Origin of the sequence: Streptococcus sinensis (assembly GCF_000767835.1) — a bacterium.
GTDB classification, from domain to species: Bacteria; Bacillota; Bacilli; order Lactobacillales; family Streptococcaceae; genus Streptococcus; species Streptococcus sinensis.
On record NZ_JPEN01000051.1, the window covers coordinates 16,508 to 37,178 of the forward strand.

16 protein-coding genes are annotated in these 20,671 nt (G+C 44.6%); 14 read left to right on the plus strand and 2 right to left on the minus strand.

The features are described 5' to 3' along the window. The first annotated feature begins 67 nt into the window (after nucleotides 1-67). The 6 genes from secA to recG all read left to right on the plus strand — a co-directional run bounded on the left by secA (nucleotide 68) and on the right by recG (nucleotide 8,345). Nucleotides 68-2,584 carry a preprotein translocase subunit SecA gene (gene secA / locus SSIN_RS03415; protein WP_037615803.1) on the plus strand — a complete coding sequence of 839 codons (2,517 nt, stop codon included), beginning with the start codon at nucleotides 68-70 and terminating at the stop codon, nucleotides 2,582-2,584. A 13-nt stretch (nucleotides 2,585-2,597) separates the two neighbouring features. Then, entirely contained in the window at nucleotides 2,598-3,629 is a 1,032-nt protein-coding gene (locus SSIN_RS03420) for a 3-deoxy-7-phosphoheptulonate synthase (protein ID WP_037615806.1), read from the plus strand. 1 nt (nucleotide 3,630) lies between these two features. Continuing rightward, a complete protein-coding gene (locus SSIN_RS03425; protein WP_037615810.1) occupies nucleotides 3,631-4,662 on the plus strand; it encodes a 3-deoxy-7-phosphoheptulonate synthase in 1,032 nt (343 codons plus the stop codon). A 102-nt stretch (nucleotides 4,663-4,764) separates the two neighbouring features. After that, a complete protein-coding gene (acpS, locus tag SSIN_RS03430; RefSeq protein WP_037615812.1) occupies nucleotides 4,765-5,127 on the plus strand; it encodes a holo-ACP synthase in 363 nt (120 codons plus the stop codon). After that, nucleotides 5,117-6,223, plus strand: coding sequence for an alanine racemase (gene alr / locus SSIN_RS03435; protein WP_037615814.1), 1,107 nt, complete (start codon nucleotides 5,117-5,119; stop codon nucleotides 6,221-6,223). Before acpS ends, alr begins: the two co-directional genes overlap by 11 nt. Before the next feature lie 106 nt (nucleotides 6,224-6,329). Further along, nucleotides 6,330-8,345, plus strand: coding sequence for an ATP-dependent DNA helicase RecG (gene recG / locus SSIN_RS03440; RefSeq protein WP_037615817.1), 2,016 nt, complete (start codon nucleotides 6,330-6,332; stop codon nucleotides 8,343-8,345). Nucleotides 8,346-8,781: 436 nt separating this feature from the next. On the opposite strand, the gene SSIN_RS03445 is transcribed toward recG, so the two are convergent. Beyond that, nucleotides 8,782-9,744 carry an asparaginase gene (locus SSIN_RS03445; protein ID WP_037615820.1) on the minus strand — a complete coding sequence of 321 codons (963 nt, stop codon included), beginning with the start codon at nucleotides 9,742-9,744 and terminating at the stop codon, nucleotides 8,782-8,784. A gap of 66 nt (nucleotides 9,745-9,810) precedes the next feature. Between SSIN_RS03445 and SSIN_RS03450 the strand changes: the two genes are divergently transcribed. Beyond that, a complete protein-coding gene (locus tag SSIN_RS03450; RefSeq protein ID WP_037615823.1) occupies nucleotides 9,811-11,199 on the plus strand; it encodes a Cof-type HAD-IIB family hydrolase in 1,389 nt (462 codons plus the stop codon). A 186-nt stretch (nucleotides 11,200-11,385) separates the two neighbouring features. On the opposite strand, the gene SSIN_RS03455 is transcribed toward SSIN_RS03450, so the two are convergent. Next, nucleotides 11,386-11,841, minus strand: a complete 456-nt coding sequence (locus SSIN_RS03455) for a universal stress protein (RefSeq protein WP_037615825.1) — start codon at nucleotides 11,839-11,841, stop codon at nucleotides 11,386-11,388. 532 nt (nucleotides 11,842-12,373) lie between these two features. Here SSIN_RS03455 and SSIN_RS03460 point away from each other — a divergent pair. From SSIN_RS03460 to gatB, 7 genes are all read left to right on the plus strand, one after another. After that, nucleotides 12,374-13,588, plus strand: a complete 1,215-nt coding sequence (locus SSIN_RS03460; protein WP_037615827.1) for a pyridoxal phosphate-dependent aminotransferase — start codon at nucleotides 12,374-12,376, stop codon at nucleotides 13,586-13,588. Between the two features lie 256 nt (nucleotides 13,589-13,844). Further along, nucleotides 13,845-14,633 carry a GTP-sensing pleiotropic transcriptional regulator CodY gene (gene codY / locus SSIN_RS03465; protein WP_037615829.1) on the plus strand — a complete coding sequence of 263 codons (789 nt, stop codon included), beginning with the start codon at nucleotides 13,845-13,847 and terminating at the stop codon, nucleotides 14,631-14,633. Beyond that, nucleotides 14,633-15,190 (plus strand): cysteine hydrolase family protein, encoded by a 558-nt coding sequence (locus SSIN_RS03470; protein WP_037615831.1) that lies wholly within the window; start codon nucleotides 14,633-14,635, stop codon nucleotides 15,188-15,190. The genes codY and SSIN_RS03470 overlap by 1 nt, the downstream gene beginning before the upstream one ends. A 311-nt stretch (nucleotides 15,191-15,501) precedes the next feature. Next, complete coding sequence (gene aspS / locus SSIN_RS03475; protein WP_037615833.1) at nucleotides 15,502-17,238, plus strand: aspartate--tRNA ligase; 1,737 nt, start codon at nucleotides 15,502-15,504, stop codon at nucleotides 17,236-17,238. Between the two features lie 203 nt (nucleotides 17,239-17,441). Beyond that, nucleotides 17,442-17,744, plus strand: coding sequence for an Asp-tRNA(Asn)/Glu-tRNA(Gln) amidotransferase subunit GatC (gene gatC / locus SSIN_RS03480; protein ID WP_002896305.1), 303 nt, complete (start codon nucleotides 17,442-17,444; stop codon nucleotides 17,742-17,744). After that, nucleotides 17,744-19,210, plus strand: a complete 1,467-nt coding sequence (gene gatA / locus SSIN_RS03485) for an Asp-tRNA(Asn)/Glu-tRNA(Gln) amidotransferase subunit GatA (protein WP_002929536.1) — start codon at nucleotides 17,744-17,746, stop codon at nucleotides 19,208-19,210. Before gatC ends, gatA begins: the two co-directional genes overlap by 1 nt. Next, nucleotides 19,210-20,643 (plus strand): Asp-tRNA(Asn)/Glu-tRNA(Gln) amidotransferase subunit GatB, encoded by a 1,434-nt coding sequence (gene gatB, locus SSIN_RS03490; protein ID WP_037615837.1) that lies wholly within the window; start codon nucleotides 19,210-19,212, stop codon nucleotides 20,641-20,643. The genes gatA and gatB overlap by 1 nt, the downstream gene beginning before the upstream one ends. The last annotated feature ends 28 nt before the right edge of the window (nucleotides 20,644-20,671 follow it).

Sequence of the window (20,671 nt, forward strand, 5' to 3'; positions counted from 1 at the left end):
ATATAGGGAAACGTGCTATAATGAGAAGAAACATTTAAAAACAGAACATAAACAAGTAAGGGAAAAAATGGCTAATATTTTAAGAACAATCATTGAAAATGATAGAGGAGAATTAAGAAAATTAGAGAAAATGGCAGATCGGGTCATTGCTTATGAAGATACAATGGCTGCGATGACTGATGAAGAACTGCAAGCAAAGACAGCAGAGTTCAGGGAGCGTTATGCGAAAGGCGAAAGTTTAGATGATCTTTTGTATGAAGCCTTTGCAGTTGTCCGAGAAGGTGCCAAGCGCGTTCTAGGACTCTTTCCTTATAAAGTGCAGATCATGGGGGGGATTGTCCTCCACCACGGAGACGTTCCTGAAATGCGTACAGGAGAAGGAAAGACTCTGACTGCAACGATGCCAGTTTATCTGAATGCTCTTTCGGGAAAAGGCGTACACGTTGTTACTGTCAATGAATATCTGACAGAACGGGATGCAACTGAAATGGGAGAGCTGTATTCTTGGCTGGGCCTTTCGGTTGGGATTAACCTAGCGGCTAAATCTTCTATTGAAAAGAGAGAAGCCTATGCTTGTGATATTACTTATTCAACCAATGCGGAGATCGGTTTTGACTATCTGCGTGACAATATGGTCGTTCGCGCTGAAAATATGGTTCAACGTCCGCTTAATTACGCCTTGGTTGATGAGGTGGACTCAATCTTGATTGACGAGGCCCGTACGCCCCTGATTGTATCTGGTCCAACCTCTTCTGATACAAATCAGCTTTATCATATGGCGGATCATTATGTAAAATCTCTTGCTAAAGAGGATTACATCATTGATGTTCAGTCTAAGACCATTGGCCTTTCGGATTCTGGTATCGACAAAGCTGAGAGCTATTTCAAGTTGGATAATCTTTATGATATTGAAAATGTTGCTCTGACTCACTTTATTGACAATGCCCTTCGAGCCAACTACATCATGCTTTTGGATATTGATTATGTAGTCAGTGAGGAGCAAGAAGTCTTGATTGTTGACCAGTTTACGGGTCGGACGATGGAAGGACGTCGGTATTCAGATGGTCTGCACCAAGCAATTGAAGCAAAAGAAGGTGTGCCAATCCAAGATGAAACTAAGACCTCAGCTTCTATCACTTATCAAAATCTTTTCAGAATGTACAAGAAGCTCTCTGGAATGACCGGTACAGCAAAAACAGAAGAAGAAGAGTTTCGTGAAACATACAATATCCGAGTGATTCCAATCCCTACGAACCGTCCTGTAGCTCGGATTGACCATCCAGATTTGCTCTATCCAAGTCTTGAATCTAAGTTCAAAGCAGTTGTTCAAGATGTAAAAGCACGTTATGAGAAAGGTCAGCCGGTTCTTGTCGGTACGGTTGCCGTTGAAACTAGTGATTTTATTTCTAAAAAATTAGTCGAAGCTGGTGTGCCTCATGAAGTTTTGAATGCCAAAAATCACTACAAAGAAGCGCAAATTATCATGAATGCTGGTCAACGCGGTGCTGTAACGATTGCGACCAACATGGCCGGACGTGGTACTGATATCAAGCTGGGTGAGGGTGTGCGTGAGCTGGGTGGACTTTGTGTCATCGGTACAGAGCGTCACGAAAGCCGCCGGATTGACAATCAGTTGCGCGGACGTTCAGGGCGTCAGGGAGACCCAGGTGAATCTCAGTTTTATCTGTCACTTGAAGATGAGCTGATGCGCCGTTTTGGTTCTGAGCGAATCAAGGCTCTGCTTGAGCGGATGAACCTCAGCGAAGAAGAGTCTGTTATAAAATCTCGGATGCTGACTCGTCAAGTTGAAGGCGCTCAAAAACGGGTTGAAGGAAATAACTATGACACCCGGAAGCAAGTCCTTCAATATGACGATGTCATGCGCGAACAGCGGGAAATTATCTATGCAGAACGCTACGATGTGATCACTGCCAATCGTGATTTGAGTCCTGAGATCCATGCTATGATTAGACGGACAATTGATCGGATCGTAGATGGCAACAGCCGTGCTGAAGCGAGCGAAAGGCTTGCAGCTATCCTGAATTTTGCTAAGTACAATCTGGTTTCAGAAGATTCTATTTCTGAGAGTGATTTAGAAGGAAAATCAGACCAAGAAATCAAAGCTTATCTATTTGAGCGTGCCTCAGAAGTTTATGATAACCAAATTGCAAAACTGCGAGATGAAGAATCCGTGCATGAATTCCAGAAAGTTTTGATTTTGCGTGTAGTAGACAGTAAGTGGACAGACCATATTGACGCACTTGATCAATTACGTCAGGCTGTAGGACTTCGTGGATATGCTCAAAACAATCCGGTTGTTGAGTACCAAGCAGAAAGTTTCCGTATGTTTAATGCGATGATCGGCTCCATTGAATTTGATGTGACTCGTTTGATGATGAAAGCACAGATTCATGAGCAAGAGCGTCCGCGTACAGAGCACAATATCAGTACAACAGCTACTCGGAATATTTCTGCTAAGATCCCGAATCTTCTTAAAGATATAGATTTGTCTAAAGTTAAGCGAAATGATCTTTGTCCATGCGGTTCAGGAAAGAAATTTAAGAATTGTCATGGTCGTAAGTAGTTAAGGAGAGAAGATGGCATTTAAAGCAACTAGTCAACCAATCAACGTAGCAGAAGTGCGTCAGCTTGCAAAGCTAGAAGGCGATATTTTATCCCGTAAGCAAGAGCGTGATCGTCAATTGGAAGCCATTATTCGTGGCGAGGATGACCGGATTCTTTTGGTTATCGGACCTTGTTCTTCAGATAATGAAGAAGCTGTTTTGGAATATGCCAAGCGTCTCTCTGCTCTTCAAGAAGAAGTCAAAGACCGGATTTTTATGGTGATGCGGGTTTATACAGCTAAACCACGTACCAATGGTGACGGTTATAAAGGATTGATTCACCAGCCCAATGCGACAGCAGCGCCTAGTCTAATCAACGGGATTAAGGCGGTTCGCAACCTGCATTATCGCGTGATTTCAGAAACTGGCATGACGACGGCTGACGAGATGCTTTACCCTGAAAACCTTCCTTTAGTGGATGATTTGATTTCTTATATGGCGATTGGAGCTCGCTCTGTTGAGGATCAGCAACATCGGTTTGTAGCCAGTGGGGCAAGTTTTCCGACTGGTTTGAAAAATCCAACTTCTGGTAATCTCAATGTTATGTTTAACGGCATCTATGCTGCCCAAAACAAGCAGAGTTTTCTTTTCTTAGGCCAAGAGGTCGAAACTAGTGGCAATCCACTTGCTCATGCGATTTTGCGGGGCTCTATCAATGAATATGGGAAAAATATTCCTAATTACTATTATGATAACCTGTTAGATACGATTGCGCAGTATGAAAAGATGGGGCTGGAAAATCCTTGCATTATTATTGATACCAATCATGATAATTCAGGCAAACGGTATATGGAACAGGTTCGGATTGTCCGTCAAACCTTGATTAATCGTGATTGGAATGAGAAAATCAAGTCGGCTGTTCGTGGTTTTATGATTGAATCTTATTTGGAAGACGGCCGTCAGGATGAGCCAGAATTTTTTGGGAAATCCATTACGGATCCGTGTCTGGGCTGGGACAATACAGAAGTATTGGTCCGCGAGATTTATGAAACATTGGGGCAATAATATGGTATTTATCGAAAAAGGTCAGAGAATTGATATTGAGCAAATCAAGTCAAAAACGAGACTGAGCGGCCAGGCTTTAGCCAACAAAAATAAAAGGGATCAGGAGCTTGCTAGGATTCTCAGCGGTCAGGATGATCGCATTCTCCTAGTAATCGGTCCTTGTTCTTCTGATAATGAAGATGCTGTTTTAGAATATGCTCGCCGTCTGTCTGAGCTGCAAAAAAAGGTGGAGGACAGAGTCTTTATTGTGATGCGGGTATATACTGCCAAACCGCGTACTAATGGTGACGGCTATAAAGGCTTGGTTCACCAGCCAGATACCTCGAAAGCACCTAGCCTTATTAATGGGATTCAAGCAGTTCGTCAGCTGCACTACCGTGTGATTACGGAAACTGGTCTGACAACTGCGGACGAGATGCTTTATCCTACAAATTTGAGACTGGTGGATGATTTGGTTAGCTATCACGCAGTTGGAGCTCGCTCAGTGGAGGATCAAGAACACCGCTTTGTAGCATCAGGAATTGATGCGCCAGTCGGGATGAAAAATCCAACTTCTGGTAATTTGGGAGTAATGTTCAATGCGATTTATGCTGCTCAGAATATGAAAACCTTCCTCTTCCACAATCAAGAAGTAGAGACTTCTGGAAATCCGCTGGCTCATGCAATTCTCCGCGGTTCCATTGATGAATATGGCAAAAACCGCCCAAATTTCTATTATGAAATTTTGTTGGATGCTATTGCTAACTATGAAAAATTAGGCTTAGAAAATCCTTTTATCATTATTGATACCAATCATGATAATTCAGGCAAACGGTATATGGAGCAAATTCGGATTGTTCGTCAAACCCTGATCAATCGTGCTTGGAGCGAGAAAATCAAACAAACGGTTCGAGGTTTTATGATTGAGTCTTATCTGGAAGACGGACGGCAAAATGAGCCTGAAGTCTTTGGTAAATCTATCACTGACCCTTGCCTAGGCTGGGACAATACTGTCCAGCTGATTGAAGAAATTTATGATGCTTTAGCTAAATAAAAAGTGAAAGGAAGACAGGGATTTTTAGTTTAAAATCAACTGTCGGAAAGGATAAACTCAGCTGGGAATCGGCTGAGTTTTCTCGCATTACACAAGAGAAATATGATTAAAGGACATGGAATTGATTTAGAGGAGTTATCCTCTATTGAGCGGGCCTACAGCAAGAATTCTCGCTTTGCCCAGAAAGTATTGACACCAAAAGAATTTTCCCGCTTCGAAGAATTGAAAGGGAAAAGGAAGATGGAGTATCTAGCCGGTCGTTGGTCGGCAAAAGAAGCTTTTTCCAAGGCCTGGGGAACGGGGATTGGGAAAGTGACCTTTCAGGATTTGGAAATTTTGAACAATCAACAAGGAGCTCCCTACTTTAGCCAGTCACCTTTTGATGGCAAGGTCTGGGTATCCATCAGTCATGCAGGTAATCAGGTTATTGCCAGTGTTATTTTGGAGGAAGAAAATGAAAGCTAGTCTACATAGACCCAGCCAAGCTGTTGTCGATCTATCAGCGATTTACTTTAATATTGAACAAATTATAAGTCATATACCAGAAGAAGTTGAAAAGTGGGCGGTTGTCAAGGCGAACGCCTATGGACATGGAGCAGTTGCCGTATCAAAATATATCGACCCTATTGTAGATGGTTTTTGCGTTTCTAATATCGACGAAGCTTTGGAGCTTCGCGAAGCTGGACTCAGCAAAAAAATCTTGATTTTGGGAGTGTCTGAAGTGGCTGTGGTTCCCTTAGCTATTGAAAAGGAAATTACCTTAACGGTGGCTGGTTTAGAATGGTTGGAGCTGCTCTTAAATAGGCAGAGCGATCTGTCTGGGCTGACTGTTCATATCAAGGTTGATTCTGGGATGGGCCGGATTGGTTTTCGCTCTGGCAAAGAAGTTCGAGAGGCCATTCATCGTTTGCAGGGAGCGGGTGCCTTTGTAGAAGGAATTTTTACCCATTTTGCAACGGCCGATGAGATAGAGACCGCCAATTTTTCAGCTCAGTTAAGTCGTTTTAAAGAAATTTTAAGTGAGTTAGATTTCCTGCCGCCGCTTGTTCATGCCAGCAACTCTGCAACAACTCTTTGGCACAGTGAAACGATTATGAATGCTGTTCGTCTGGGAGATATTATCTACGGGCTTAATCCTAGCGGACGAGTGCTGGAGTTGCCCTATGAGGTCAAACCAGCTTTAAGGTTAGAATCAGCCTTGGTCCATGTTAAAGAAATTCAGGCGGGTGCCCATGTTGGTTATGGTGCGACTTATACTAGTGATAGCCAGCAAATTATTGGTACCATTCCTCTAGGCTATGCGGATGGCTGGACACGGGATATGCAAGGCTTTGACGTCTTGGTCGATGGCCAGCGCTGTCCTATTGTCGGTCGGGTTTCCATGGATCAGATTACAGTGCGTCTGCCTCGGGCTTATCCCCTTGGCACGCCAGTTGTTTTGATTGGAAATAGCGGAGCGGAGACCATTACGGCGACAGATGTGGCAGAAAAGCGTGGCACCATTAACTATGAGGTGGTCTGCCTGATTAGTGACCGCGTACCGAGAATTTATAAAGACTAAAGAGAGATGAAGGGAAGCGCTTGAAGTATTTGATAATGTTCTAGCTTGCTTCCTCCCTTGTCTGTGATTTTAGCACCGCAGCAGTATCAGAACTGAAAGAGGAATTATGAATTTACACCAACCTTTGACGGTTCTGCCTGGTGTGGGACCGAAATCAGCAGAAAAATTTACCAAGCTGGGCTTAGAGAGTTTGCAGGATTTGCTGCTTTATTTTCCTTTTCGCTATGAGGATTTTAAGAGCAAGAATGTCTTAGACTTGGAGGATGGAGAGAAGGCGGTTGTTTCTGGTCAAGTCGTGACCCCAGCCAATGTCCAGTATTATGGCTACAAACGCAATCGCCTGCGCTTTACCATTAAGCAGGGAGAAGTTGCGATTGCAGTCAATTTTTTTAATCAGCCTTATCTGGCAGATAAGATTGAAGTGGGGGCTAGTATAGCCGTCTTCGGCAAGTGGGACAAAGCCAAGGCCAGTCTGACAGGGATGAAGGTTTTAGCTCAGGTTGAAGACGACTTGCAGCCAGTTTATCGAGTAGCTCAAGGGATTAGTCAGGCCAGTCTAGTCAAGCTGATTAAGACGGCATTTGACCAAGGGCTGGATCAATTGTTAGAGGAAAATCTTCCTCCTGTCCTTCGGGAGCGCTATCAGCTTTTGGGGCGCACTCAAGCTGTGCGGGCTATGCATTTTCCTAAGGATTTGGCGGAATATAAGCAGGCTTTGCGTCGGGTTAAATTTGAAGAGCTGTTTTATTTTCAGATGCAGTTGCAAGTTCTAAAGTACGAGACCAAGGATGTCAGCCAGGGACTAGCTATCCCTTGGCAGGAAAAAATGTTGGCTCAAAAGAAGACCGAGCTGCCTTTTGCCCTGACTGAGGCTCAGAAGCGGAGTTTAGGAGAAATTCTCAGTGATTTGCAATCACCAGTTCACATGAACCGCCTCCTGCAGGGAGATGTTGGTAGTGGTAAGACCGTGGTGGCTGGTTTGGCCATGTATGCAGCCCATACAGCAGGTTACCAGTCTGCTCTAATGGTTCCGACAGAAATCCTAGCAGAGCAGCATTTTGACAGCCTGACTCAGCTTTTTCCAGAACTGAATCTGGCCCTCCTGACTGGTGGTATGAAAGCTGCTGAACGCAGGGAGACCTTGGCTGCAATAGCGGCGGGGCAAGTAGACATGGTGGTTGGCACCCATGCTTTGATTCAGGAAGGGGTAGTCTATCATCGACTGGGTCTGGTCATTATCGATGAGCAGCATCGTTTTGGGGTGGACCAGCGTCGGATTTTGCGGGAAAAAGGAAATAATCCAGACGTTCTCATGATGACAGCCACGCCTATTCCTCGAACTTTGGCTATTACCTCTTTTGGCGATATGGATGTCTCCATCATCGACCAGATGCCGGCCGGCCGCAAGCCCATCATTACTCGCTGGGTCAAGCATGAGCAGTTGGAAGTGGTCTTGGACTGGATGAAAAAAGAGCTGGCCAAGGGCGTCCAAGTCTACTTCATTTCTCCCTTGATTGAGGAATCAGAGGCTTTGGACTTGAAAAACGCGATTGCTTTAGAGGAAGAGCTCAAGGCCTACTTTGCCAATCAGGCTCAGGTGGCTCTCCTCCATGGTCGTATGAAAAATGACGAAAAAGAAGCCATTATGCAAGACTTCAAGGTCGGGAAAACAGATATTCTAGTGTCAACTACAGTTATTGAAGTCGGGGTCAATGTTCCGAATGCGACCATCATGGTTATCATGGATGCTGACCGCTTCGGTCTCAGCCAGCTTCATCAATTACGGGGGCGGGTTGGCCGAGGTCACAAGCAGTCTTATGCCGTGCTAGTTGCCAATCCTAAGACGGAGTCTGGGAAGCAGCGCATGAAAATCATGACGGAGACCACAGATGGTTTTGTCCTCGCTGAGGAAGACCTCAAGATGAGAGGATCAGGTGAAATTTTCGGTACCCGCCAGTCTGGTATCCCAGAGTTTCAGGTGGCGGACATCGTGGAGGATTATCCGATTTTGGAAGAAGCGCGCAAAGTGGCCAGTCAGATTGTGACCAATCCCAACTGGCGGCAGGATGCCAATTGGCGCCTGATTGCCCGACATTTGGAGCTTCGGGATTATCTAGACTAAAGGAAACAATGAGAAACCTAGGACGAAGAACTTCCTAGGTTTTTATGCGTCTTAGCAAGTCCAGTTTTTAAGGCTTGCTAAGAACCAGTGACAGGGAGAAGTGAAGAGATGTGTGTCGTAGCTCTTAACCAAGTACATAGCTGAGCCTAGAGAAATGAATATCAGAGCAGGAGTAAGAAGCTCATCTTAAGCTTTCTGCAAGAAAATTCTAAGCCTTCCTTAAGTTTTCGGAATTATAATGACAGCATTAAAAGAAACGAGGTGGCAAGATGAAAGTAGCAGTTAAAGTCAACTATAAAAAAGAATTTAAAAAAGGAGTAAAAGGAGTTCCGAGTTATGGTTATTGACTATATCAGTAAAATAGCAGAGTCTGTATTTCAGCTCTTTATCTAATCAAAATAAGCCAGTCACAAAAGCATGACAGGCTTATTTGGTCTTATCCTTCAATATAGTCTTTTAATTCTTGACCAGTTAATCCAGCGTTGAGAGCGATGAGCAATTTGATGCGGGCTTTTGGGGCATTAAGCTCCTTGACAAACATGACTCCAGCTTGGTGTAGCTTAACGCCGCCCCCCTCATAAGCATAGACAGGTTCGGCTATGCCGTTGAAGCAACGTGAGACTAGGGCGATGGGGAGACCTGCTTTTGCCATCTCTGTTAATTTTTCAGCAGTTTCTCTCGGTAGATTGCCAGCGCCAAAGGCTTCAATAATCAGACCGTCTAGCTTTGGCAAATCCAGCATATCTAGGAGTTCCTTCTTCATGCCGGCATAGGCTGGAATGATGGGGACCAGCCCTGAAATACTATTCAGATCAAAACGAACGCGGGGGTCTGCCGTTTTAAAATAGAGAATTTCTTGTTTCATAATGAGACCTAAAGGGCCGTGCGTCGGAGTTTGAAAGGTGCTGACATTCGTGGTATGTGTTTTGGTGACATATTTGGCAGCATGGACTTCGTCATTCATGACGACCAAGACTCCCTTGCCACAGGCTTTCTCGTCGCTGGCAACCCGTAGAGCGGTTAGGTAATTATAAACCCCGTCACTGCCTAATTCATTAGAACTCCTCATGGCTCCGGTCAGGACAACAGGAATGTCAGGCAGATCCATGGTATCGAGGAAGTAGGCCGTTTCCTCCAGGGTGTCTGTTCCGTGGGTAATAACCACTCCGTCGTATTGGTCAGCATCAGACTTTATTTTTTTGTAGAGTTCCAGCATGTGCTGGGGAGTGATGTGAGGGCTGGGGATATTGAAGAAATCAATCACGGCCACTTCAATGCCGCTTAAAGGCACGGCTACATGGTTCATGGGGTTATCTTGACTACTATTGACAGCGCCACTTCCGTCTGCCTGCATGGAAATGGTCCCGCCAGTGTGTAAAACTAAAATTCGCTTATTCATAGATGAGCTTCTCCGTGAATTGTGTTATAATTTATTGTATCATAAAAGGAAAGAATGAGAAAATCAATGGAAGTAAAAGCCGTCTTTTTTGATATCGATGGAACACTGGTCAATGACAGTCGAACCGTCTTGAAATCGACAGAGGCCGCCATTAAAAGTTTGAAAGAACAAGGGATTTTGGTCGGTTTAGCAACAGGCCGCGGTCCTTTCTTTGTCAAACCTTTTATGGAGCAGCTGGATTTAGATTTTGCGGTGACCTATAATGGCCAGTATATTTTTTCAAAAGACAGGGTGATTTCTGCTACGCCGATTGATAAACAAAGCCTGCGCGATTTGATTGCCTACAGCAAGAAGTACCGAAAGGAAATTTCCTTTGGAACAGCAGAGGCCATGCAAGGTTCAAAAATTATGACTTTTGGTATGAGTTCCTTTTCTCAGTGGGCCAGCCAGCTTATCCCTAAGAAAATGGCTCGAACAGTTAGTCGTGGTTTTAATAGCGTTATCGGCAAGGCGCTTCCTCAGCAGGAGAAGGAACTCTTACAGTTGATTCAAGAGCCGATTTACCAAGTGCTTATATTGGCGGATCCGGCTGAAAGTCAAAAGATTGAAGCGGATTTTCCGCATTTGAAATTTACTCGGTCGAGCCCCTATGCAGCGGATATTATCAATCAAGACATGTCCAAATTGGAAGGAATTCGCCGAGTTGGTAAGGAATATGGCTTTGATATCAATCAAGTGATGGCCTTCGGGGACTCGGACAATGACTTAGAAATGCTGTCGGGTGTCGGCTTATCTATTGCTATGGGCAATGGAACAAGCTCTGTCAAGAAAGTGGCTAAGCACACGACTAGCAGCAACAGTCAGGATGGTATCCATCGCGCGCTGGAACATTTCGGTATTCTGGCAAGTGAGAAAGTCTTTGTTTCCAGTGATCATCATTTCAATAAGGTAAAAACCTTTCATGGTGTGATGGATGAATGCACGCAGGAAGAGCCAATCGCTTGGACACCAGAAGACGCACGGCATCGTGCTGATTTCAAGTTAGAAGAGCTAGTTGAATTTCTCAGAGCGGCCAGTCGTTCCGAAGCAGAATTTGATCAATCCATTTCAAGGATGCACCAGGCTTTGGATAAGGCGGCTACCAAGGTTCGCAGCAAGCGAGAGGCCGAAGTTTCCTTAGTCGGTCAAGTAGATGCCCTAATCGACACGCTTTACTTCACTTATGGCAGCTTTGTCTTGATGGGAGTCGATCCTGAGCGGATTTTTGATATTGTCCATCAGGCCAATATGGGGAAGATTTTCCCAGATGGAAAAGCGCATTTTGATCTAGTGACGCATAAGATTCTGAAACCGGATGACTGGGAAGAAAAATATGCTCCAGAGCCCGCAATTAAACGAGAACTAGAGCGACAGATTCAGGCCTATGCTCAGCGCAATAAAAATCAAGATAAGTAAGTTTAAAATTAAAAATATTTAATACTGATTGCTCGAAAAATGGTCGTTACTTTCCAAATATGCAGGAAGCTGAACAGGAGCCTAGTCAGAATAGCAAAAAAAGACCTGAGATTTGATTTTGCAATGCTTATCTCAGGTCTTTTGAAATGCTCCGTATTTGAAGAGAAATGGAGTAAGGATGGTCACTTACAGAGTCTTTTCCTTATCTCTAACAACTAGCAAATCCACTTTGGCATGACGCAGAATGTATTCTGATGAAGAGCCAACCAGCAAACGCTCAAAGGCGTTGAGTCCAGTGGCGCCGACCATAATTAGATCCACCTTATGCTCATCAGGAATCTCTGTAGCCAAAAGTGTTTTAGGATTTCCCATTTCGATAACGATGTCAACGTGTTTAATTCCAGCATTTTGAGCTTTTTCTTTATATTTTTCAGCCAACTTTTTGGCATCCTCCTGCAGCTCCTCATAGACGTCGGCATCAAAGGTTGAAATGCTTTGAAGAGCCCGTGTATCAATGACATGAGCAATCGTGAGGCGCGAACCATTTCTGAGTGCTACATTCACCCCTTTTTCAAATGCAAGCTCAGCTTCGTGTGAGCCATCAACAGCGACCATTATATTTTCATATTTTTGTTGAACCATGGGACTACCTCCGTTCTTTATAAGGGACACGAGAGTTTCAAAAGCAGCTGTAACGAAATCTTTGAAGCCCTAAGTGTGCTTTGGAAAAGAAAATCAGGCAGCCGTATTTTAACTCAAATTCTATTTTAATATCTCTATTGTAACCCTTTTCATAAAAAAAGTAAAGATAGAGTAGCAATCGAGACGATAGAGATATTGATGAAGTCACCTGTTTAAAAAATGATGAAAATAACAAAATGAGCTGTTAAAAGTCAAGATTAAGTAAATTCTGAAGCACAAATATAATCAAATAACTAAGGTTTTAAAAAATATTTACATCAGAAAAGAGGTTTTCTGTAAACTAAAGTGCTATCCCCTCAAAATTTCGAAATCTATCTATCTATTTCAGAAAAGGCATGAAAAGTTTTTCTTGCTACAAAGAGCGGAAACAATATGGGAAAAGGGGCACAAAGAATGACCTCTTTTTAATTTGTTGTCAATCTTTTTTTCTGGTGGTATAATAAAACCATTCAGATGAATTGAGGAAAATAGGATGAAAGAATTTAACAAATCCAGCAAACTGGAGCATGTAGCCTATGATATTCGTGGGCCGGTTTTGGAAGAAGCGATGCGGATGCGGGCTAATGGAGAAAAAATTCTCCGCCTGAACACAGGAAATCCAGCTGAATTTGGTTTTACCGCTCCAGACGAGGTCATTCATGATTTGATTATGAATGCGCGTGATAGTGAGGGCTACTCTGATTCTAAGGGGATTTTCTCAGCCCGTAAGGCGATTATGCAGTATTGCCAGCTCAAGAAGTTTCCAAGTGTGGATATCAATGACATTTATCTGGGAAATGGCGTCAGTGAGCTGATTGTCATGTCCATGCAAGGACTCTTGGATGATGGTGACGAGGTACTGGTGCCGATGCCGGACTATCCGCTCTGGACGGCGGCTGTCAGTCTGGCTGGCGGAAATGCTGTTCACTATGTCTGTGATGAGCAGGCAGAATGGTACCCAGATATTGACGACATCAAGTCAAAAATCACATCCAATACCAAGGCTATCATTATTATCAATCCCAACAATCCAACGGGGGCGCTTTATCCTGACGATCTTTTGTTAGAGATTGTAGAAATTGCTCGCCAAAATAATCTCATTATCTTTGCGGACGAAATCTACGACCGCATGGTCATGGATGGGCATGTCCATACGCCGGTGGCTAGTCTGGCACCCGACCTTTTCTGTGTCAGCATGAACGGTCTTTCCAAGTCCCACCGCATCGCAGGTTTCCGGGTCGGCTGGATGGTCCTATCTGGTCCCAAGCAGCATGTCAAGGGCTATATCGAAGGGCTTAATATGCTATCCAATATGCGCCTGTGCTCCAATGTATTGGCCCAGCAGGTTGTCCAAACCTCGCTCGGTGGTCATCAATCTGTGGACGAATTGCTGCTTCCTGGTGGACGGATTTATGAGCAGCGTAATTTCATCTATCAGGCGATTCAGGATATTCCGGGTCTGTCGGCTGTTAAGCCTAAAGCCGGCCTCTATATTTTCCCGAAAATTGACCGAAACATGTACCGCATCGATGATGATGAGCAGTTTGTGCTGGACTTTCTCAAGCAGGAAAAAGTTCTTCTTGTTCATGGCCGAGGCTTTAACTGGCATGAGCCGGATCATTTCCGAATTGTCTATTTACCGCGGGTGGATGAGCTAGCTCAAATCCAAGAAAAAATGACGCGCTTCTTGCGCCAATATCGCCGTTAAATCTTTATTTGCAACAGCTCTCAGGAGCTGTTTTTTGATGAAAATCTTCGATAATTTTTTATCTATTTTTGTTTTAAAAAGATTGGAAAGGTTTGACACTTTTCGTTATAAAATAAGCTATATCAAATTAAAAGGGTTTAAAATAAAGCATTAGTTGAATTGTAGATAATTGTTCTTCAATACACAATTTTCAGATAATTATTGAAATTTTAGTAAATTCATGCTATAATTATAAAATCAAATACGAGGTAAATGTATGGCAAACCTATTAGAAAAAACTAGGAAAATTACTTCTATCTTGAAACGTTCAGAAGAGCAGCTTCAAGAAGAACTTCCTTATAATGCAATCACTCGCCAGCTTGCTGATATTATTCATTGCAATGCCTGTATCATTAACAGCAAGGGCCGTCTTCTAGGCTATTTTATGCGCTATAAGACCAATAATGACCGTGTGGAAGCTTTTTTCCAGGATAAGAATTTCCCGGAAGGCTATGTCCAAGAAGCGAACATGGTTTATGAGACAGAGGCCAATCTGCCTGTCACGCATGATTTGACCATTTTTCCTGTGGAAACCAAGGATGAATTTCCAGATGGGCTGACCACTATCGCGCCGATTCATGTTTCAGGGATTCGCTTGGGCTCGCTGATTATCTGGCGCAATGATAAAGAATTTTTAGATGACGACCTGATTTTGGTTGAGATTGCCAGCACAGTGGTTGGTATCCAGCTGCTTAACTTCCAGCGGGAAGAGGATGAGAAAAATATCCGACGCCGGACAGCAGTGACCATGGCAGTCAATACCCTGTCTTACTCAGAGCTGAGAGCTGTTTCAGCTATTTTGGGCGAGCTCAATGGCAATGAAGGTCAGCTGACAGCTTCTGTCATTGCCGACCGTATTGGGATTACCCGCTCAGTGATTGTCAATGCCTTGCGCAAATTGGAAAGTGCTGGGATTATTGAAAGCCGCTCGCTGGGAATGAAAGGGACTTATCTGAAAGTGCTGATTCCAGATGTCTTTGAGGAAATTAAAAAGAGGGACTACTAATGCCAAAAGCACTGATTTCCATTGATTATACAGTTGATTTTGTCGCAGATGGGGGCAAGTTGACAGCAGGAGCGCCAGCTCAGGCGATTTCTGAAGCCATTGCTCAAGTAACTAAGGCAGCTTTTGACCGAGGAGATTATATCTTTTTTGCTATTGATGCTCATGATGAAAATGATGCCTTTCACCCAGAAAGCAAGCTTTTTCCGCCCCACAATATCAAGGGAACGAGCGGTCGCAATCTTTACGGACCCTTGGCGGATTTTTATGAGAAGCACCAAGCGGACTCCCGAGTCTTTTGGATGGATAAGCGTCATTATTCTGCTTTTTCTGGCACAGATTTAGATATTCGATTGCGGGAAAGAAAGGTAGATACGGTCATTTTGACAGGGGTCTTGACGGATATTTGCGTCTTGCATACCGCTATTGATGCCTATAATCTGGGTTATCAGATTCAGGTGGTAGAGCCAGCTGTGGCTTCTTTGTCAGAGGAAAATCACAAATTTGCCTTAAACCACTTGCAAAATGTCCTCGGTTCGACTATAATAAATACAATTTAAGAGTAAAAAGAGAAGCAGAGTAGGCTTGCTGACTTGCACAGAGAGTGCTGATAGCTGAGAGCAGCACCAAGAAAGCAAAAACCGAAGAACATGTTTTGTAATCTTTTGTGTGATCAAGCACAAACGTTGCTCACGTTACGAGCGCAGAGGCTGCCTTTTAAGGTAGCGAATAACAGTGGTACCACGGCTTTCGTCTGTTTCAGAGACGGAAGCTTTTTATTTTGCAAAAGGAAAAGTGGAGATACTGGAAGAAAGTTGCCAATATGCTCAAGGACAGGGCAGCTTGCAAATGGATTTGAGAGGGAAAGAATATGAAAGAAATTTTTATCGGAAACTATGGTTTAGAGCAGGTCGGACAGACCATGACCGCAACTGGCTGGGTGGCCAATATCCGCAATCACGGTAAGCTGGCCTTTATTGAATTGCGGGACCGCGAGGGCTTGCTTCAGGTCTTCGTCGGCGGTGAGATTGAAGATTTTGCTAAGCTGGAAGACATTGGCAAAGAGGATGTCATTGCAGTGACAGGGCAAGTGGTTCAGCGTGAAGAGCGATTTGTCAACAAGGCCATCAAGTCTGGTCAGGTTGAGCTTCGAGCTGAAAAGATTGAAGTCATTGCTAGCAGCAAGGTTCTGCCTTTTGAGCTGGACCAGCATGCCCATACAGGGGAAGACCTGCGCCAGAAATATCGCTACCTGGACTTGCGCCGTGAGAAGATGACACATAACCTCAAACTTCGTCATCAGGTCACCTCAACTATTCGAGAATATTTGAATAGTTTGGACTTTTTGGAAGTGGAGACGCCTTATCTGACTAAGTCAACTCCTGAAGGCGCTAGAGACTTCTTAGTGCCTAGTCGGATCTTTAAAAATCAATTCTATGCGCTGCCGCAGAGCCCTCAGATGCTCAAGCAGTTGCTGATGGGAGCTGGCCTCGAACGCTATTATCAGATTGTTCGTTGCTTCCGTGACGAAGATTTGCGGGGCGATCGTCAGCCAGAGTTTACCCAGGTAGACTTGGAGCTGAGTTTTGCCAGCGAGGAAGAAATTCGAGCGCTAGTTGAAGCCATGCTCAAGGCTGTTGTCAAGAAAACTCATAGCTTGGAGCTAAAAGACGCTTTTCCAACGATCAGCTACGAAGAGGCCATGAGCCGCTTTGGTTCTGATAAGCCAGATACACGCTTTGGCCTGGAGCTAAAGAGTTTGACGGATTTGTGCCAGTCCAATGATTCGCTTCTCATCAAGAAAGCCTTGGATAACCAAGAGGAAGTGATGGGAATCTGTGTGCCAGATGCGGCTAGTGCTTTTAGCAAGAAACAGCTTAGTCATTTTTATCAAGAAATGAAGGAATTTGGCTGCAGTCGTTTTACCAGTCTAAAGGTTGAAAATGGCCAATTGGTTGGGGATTTGGCTAGTACCTTTGAGGCTGAAAGCCAGGATTTGCAGGCACGATTTGAAGCTAAAGAGGGGGACCTCATCCTGCTAGTCATAGCCAAGAAGCGTCGTGCTCAGGAAGCTTTGGGACATTTGCGCATAGAAGTCGCAAAAGCTTTGGATTTGATTGACTCAAGTCTGCTTCATTTCCTCTGGGTTGTGGACTGGCCGTTGCTGGAGTGGAATGAAGACCAAAACCGCTATCAAGCCATGCACCATCCTTTCACACAGGGCATTTTTGAAGAAGGACAGGAGCCAGGCCAATTCCGCAGCCACGCTTACGACATCGTCTTGAATGGCTATGAAATTGGTGGGGGGAGTCTGCGGATTCATGATCGGAAGGCTCAGGAAGCGATGTTTGAGCTATTGGGCATGAGCCGGGAAGACTATGAGCGGGACTTTGGTTTCTTCCTAGAAGCTTTGGAATATGGCTTCCCACCACATGGTGGCTTGGCTCTAGGCTTAGATCGCTTGGTTATGATTTTGGCTGGGGAAGAAAATATCCGCCAAGTCATCGCTTTTCCAAAAAATGGTACTGGCTTTGATCCTATGCTGGAAAGTCCAAGTTTGGTGGACCAAAGACAGCTCAAAGAACTGCATTTGGAATTGAAGAATTAGCCTGAAATATGGTAAAATGAAATGATGCGAATTCCTGAAGAATAGCAGGAAGAAGCTGAAGAAAGGAGCTAGCGGATGGCAAATAAATGAGCGTCCCTGGCTTGTCAAAGTAAAGGTGAGCTGAAGCTCTGGAAATAAAAAAATCATCTCAAATTCTTATTTTCAGTCGCTAAAGCTCACATATCTTATGAAAGGAATCAGAGATGAAGATTACTCAAGAAGAAGTAAGTCACGTTGCTAAGCTGTCAAAACTGGCTTTTTCACCAGAAGAAACAGCTGAATTTGCGACGACCTTAACCAAGATTGTCGACATGGTCGAATTGCTCAATGAAGTGGACACGGAGGGGGTGCCTTTCACTTCTAATGTAGCTGCCAATATCAACTATATGCGAGAAGATGTGGCTCAGCCGGGCTGGAACCGGGAAGAGCTTTTCCAAAATGTACCTGAAAAAGAGCGGGGCTACATCAAAGTGCCTGCCATCCTAGATGACGGAGGAGATGCCTAATGACTTTTAATCACAAGACCATTGAAGAACTGCATGACTTGCTGGTCAAGAAAGAAATTTCTGCGGTAGAGTTAACTCAGGCAACTTTGGCAGACATCAAAGAACGGGAAGCAGCTGTGGACAGCTTTATTACTGTCAGCGAAGAGGAAGCTTTGGCTCAGGCTGCGGCTCTGGATGCTAAGGGTATTGATGCAGACAATCTTATGAGCGGAATTCCGTTGGCGGTTAAGGACAATATCTCAACCAAAGGAATCTTGACAACGGCTGCCTCCAAGATACTCTACAATTACAAGCCAATTTTTGATGCGACCAGTGTAGAGAAGCTCTACGGTAAGGACATGATTATCGTTGGGAAGACCAACATGGACGAGTTCGCCATGGGGGGATCCAGCGAAAACTCTTACTTTAAGACGACTAAGAATGCTTGGGACAGCAGCAAGGTTCCCGGTGGATCATCTGGTGGTTCAGCGACAGCTGTTGCCTCTGGTCAGGTTCGTCTGTCACTGGGTTCAGATACGGGTGGTTCCATTCGTCAGCCGGCTTCCTTTAACGGTGTAGTCGGCCTCAAGCCAACCTACGGACGGGTTTCTCGTTTCGGTCTTATTGCCTTTGGTTCGTCTTTAGACCAGATAGGGCCTTTCTCACAGACGGTTAAGGAAAATGCTCAGCTCTTGAATGTTATTTCTGGTAATGATCCCAAGGACTCTACATCATCACAAGAAGCAGTGCCTGATTTTACCAGTAAGATTGGCCAAGACATTAAGGGTATGAAGATTGCCTTGCCTAAGGAATACATGGGTGAGGGAATTGACAGCAAGGTCAAGGAAACGATTCTGGCAGCAGCGAAGCACTTGGAAAGTCTAGGAGCCATCGTTGAAGAAGTTAGTCTGCCCCACAGCAAGTATGGCGTGGCTGTTTACTATATCATTGCTTCCTCTGAGGCTAGCTCTAACCTGCAGCGTTTTGACGGTATTCGCTATGGCTACCGCGCAGAAGGCATTGAAAATCTAGAAGATGTCTATGTCAAATCTCGCAGCGAAGGCTTTGGTGAAGAGGTGAAACGTCGGATCATGCTGGGAACTTTCAGTCTGTCATCTGGCTACTACGATGCCTACTTCAAGAAAGCTGGTCAGGTTCGGACCTTGATTATGCAGGATTTTGCTAAGGTATTTGAAAAATATGATTTGATCTTAGGTCCAACTGCACCGACTGTTGCTTATGACTTGGGCAGTCAAAACCAAGATCCAGTGGCCATGTATCTGGCTGACCTTTTGACCATTCCAGTTAATCTGGCTGGTCTGCCAGGTATTTCAATCCCAGCTGGCTTTGCAGATGGTCTTCCTGTTGGCTTGCAGCTGATTGGTAACCACTTTGATGAAGCGACCATCTATCAGGCAGCCGCAGCATTTGAAGCGACGACTGACTACCACAAACAGCAGCCAGTTATCTTTGGAGGTGAAAAATAATGAACTTTGAAACAGTTATCGGACTGGAAGTCCATGTTGAATTGAAGACCAATTCAAAAATTTTCTCACCGGCTCCAGCTCACTTTGGTGAAGATCCAAATGCCAACACCAATATCATTGACTGGTCCTTCCCAGGTGTGCTGCCTGTTATGAATAAGGGAGTCATTGACTATGGTATCAAGGCTGCTCTGGCCTTGAACATGGATATTCACCAGAAGATGCACTTTGACCGCAAGAATTACTTTTATCCGGACAATCCCAAAGCCTATCAGATTTCTCAGTTTGATGAGCCGATTGGTTACAATGGCTGGATTGAGATTGAGCTTGAAGACGGCACAACCAAGAAAATCCGTATCGAGCGGGCTCACTTGGAAGAAGATGCTGGAAAGAATACCCACGGCAGCGATGGCTACTCTTATGTAGACCTCAACCGCCAAGGGGTGCCATTGATTGAGATTGTATCGGAAGCAGACATGCGCAGTCCAGAAGAAGCTTATGCTTACTTGACAGCCCTCAAGGAAATCATCCAGTACACAGGCATTTCTGATGTCAAGATGGAAGAGGGTTCTATGCGGGTCGACGCTAATATTTCCATCCGTCCTTACGGTCAGGAAGAATTTGGTACCAAGACTGAGCTGAAAAACCTTAACTCCTTCAACTTTGTCCGCAAGGGTCTAGCCTTTGAGGAAAAACGCCAAGCAGAAATCCTACGTAGCGGTGGTCAAATCCGTCAGGAAACCCGTCGTTATGATGAAGCGACTGGCGAAACCCTGCTCATGCGGGTGAAGGAAGGTTCAGCGGACTACCGTTACTTCCCAGAGCCTGATCTGCCTATCTTTGAGATTGAAGATGCTTGGATTAAGCAAGTACGCAGCAGCCTGCCAGCCTTTCCAAAAGAACGCCGTGCCAAGTATGTGGGTGACTACGGCTTGTCTGACTACGATGCTAAGCAGCTGACAGCGACGAAGGCTGTGTCAGACTTCTTTGAAGCAGCTGTTGCGGCAGGAGGCGATGCTAAATCTGTTTCTAACTGGCTCCAAGGAGAAGTGGCGCAATACCTCAATGCAGAAGGTAAGACCATCTCTGAGATTGAGCTGACGCCTGAGAATCTGACTGAGATGATTGCCCTGATTGCAGACGGAACGATCTCCTCTAAGATTGCTAAGAAGGTCTTTGTTCATCTGGCCAAAAATGGCGGTTCTGCTAAGGAATATGTACAAAAAGCAGGATTAATCCAAATCTCAGACCCTGCCCAGCTTCTTCCTATTATCCAAGAAGTATTTGCCAACAATGAAAAAGCCATCAATGACTATAAGGGCGGCAACAAGAATGCGGCTAAGTCTCTGATCGGTCAGCTCATGAAGGCTACCAAGGGCCAAGCCAACCCGCAAGTAGCACAAAAACTTCTCAATGAAGAGTTGGAGAAATTATAGAAATAAGTGAAGAGAGGCTGGGACAAAA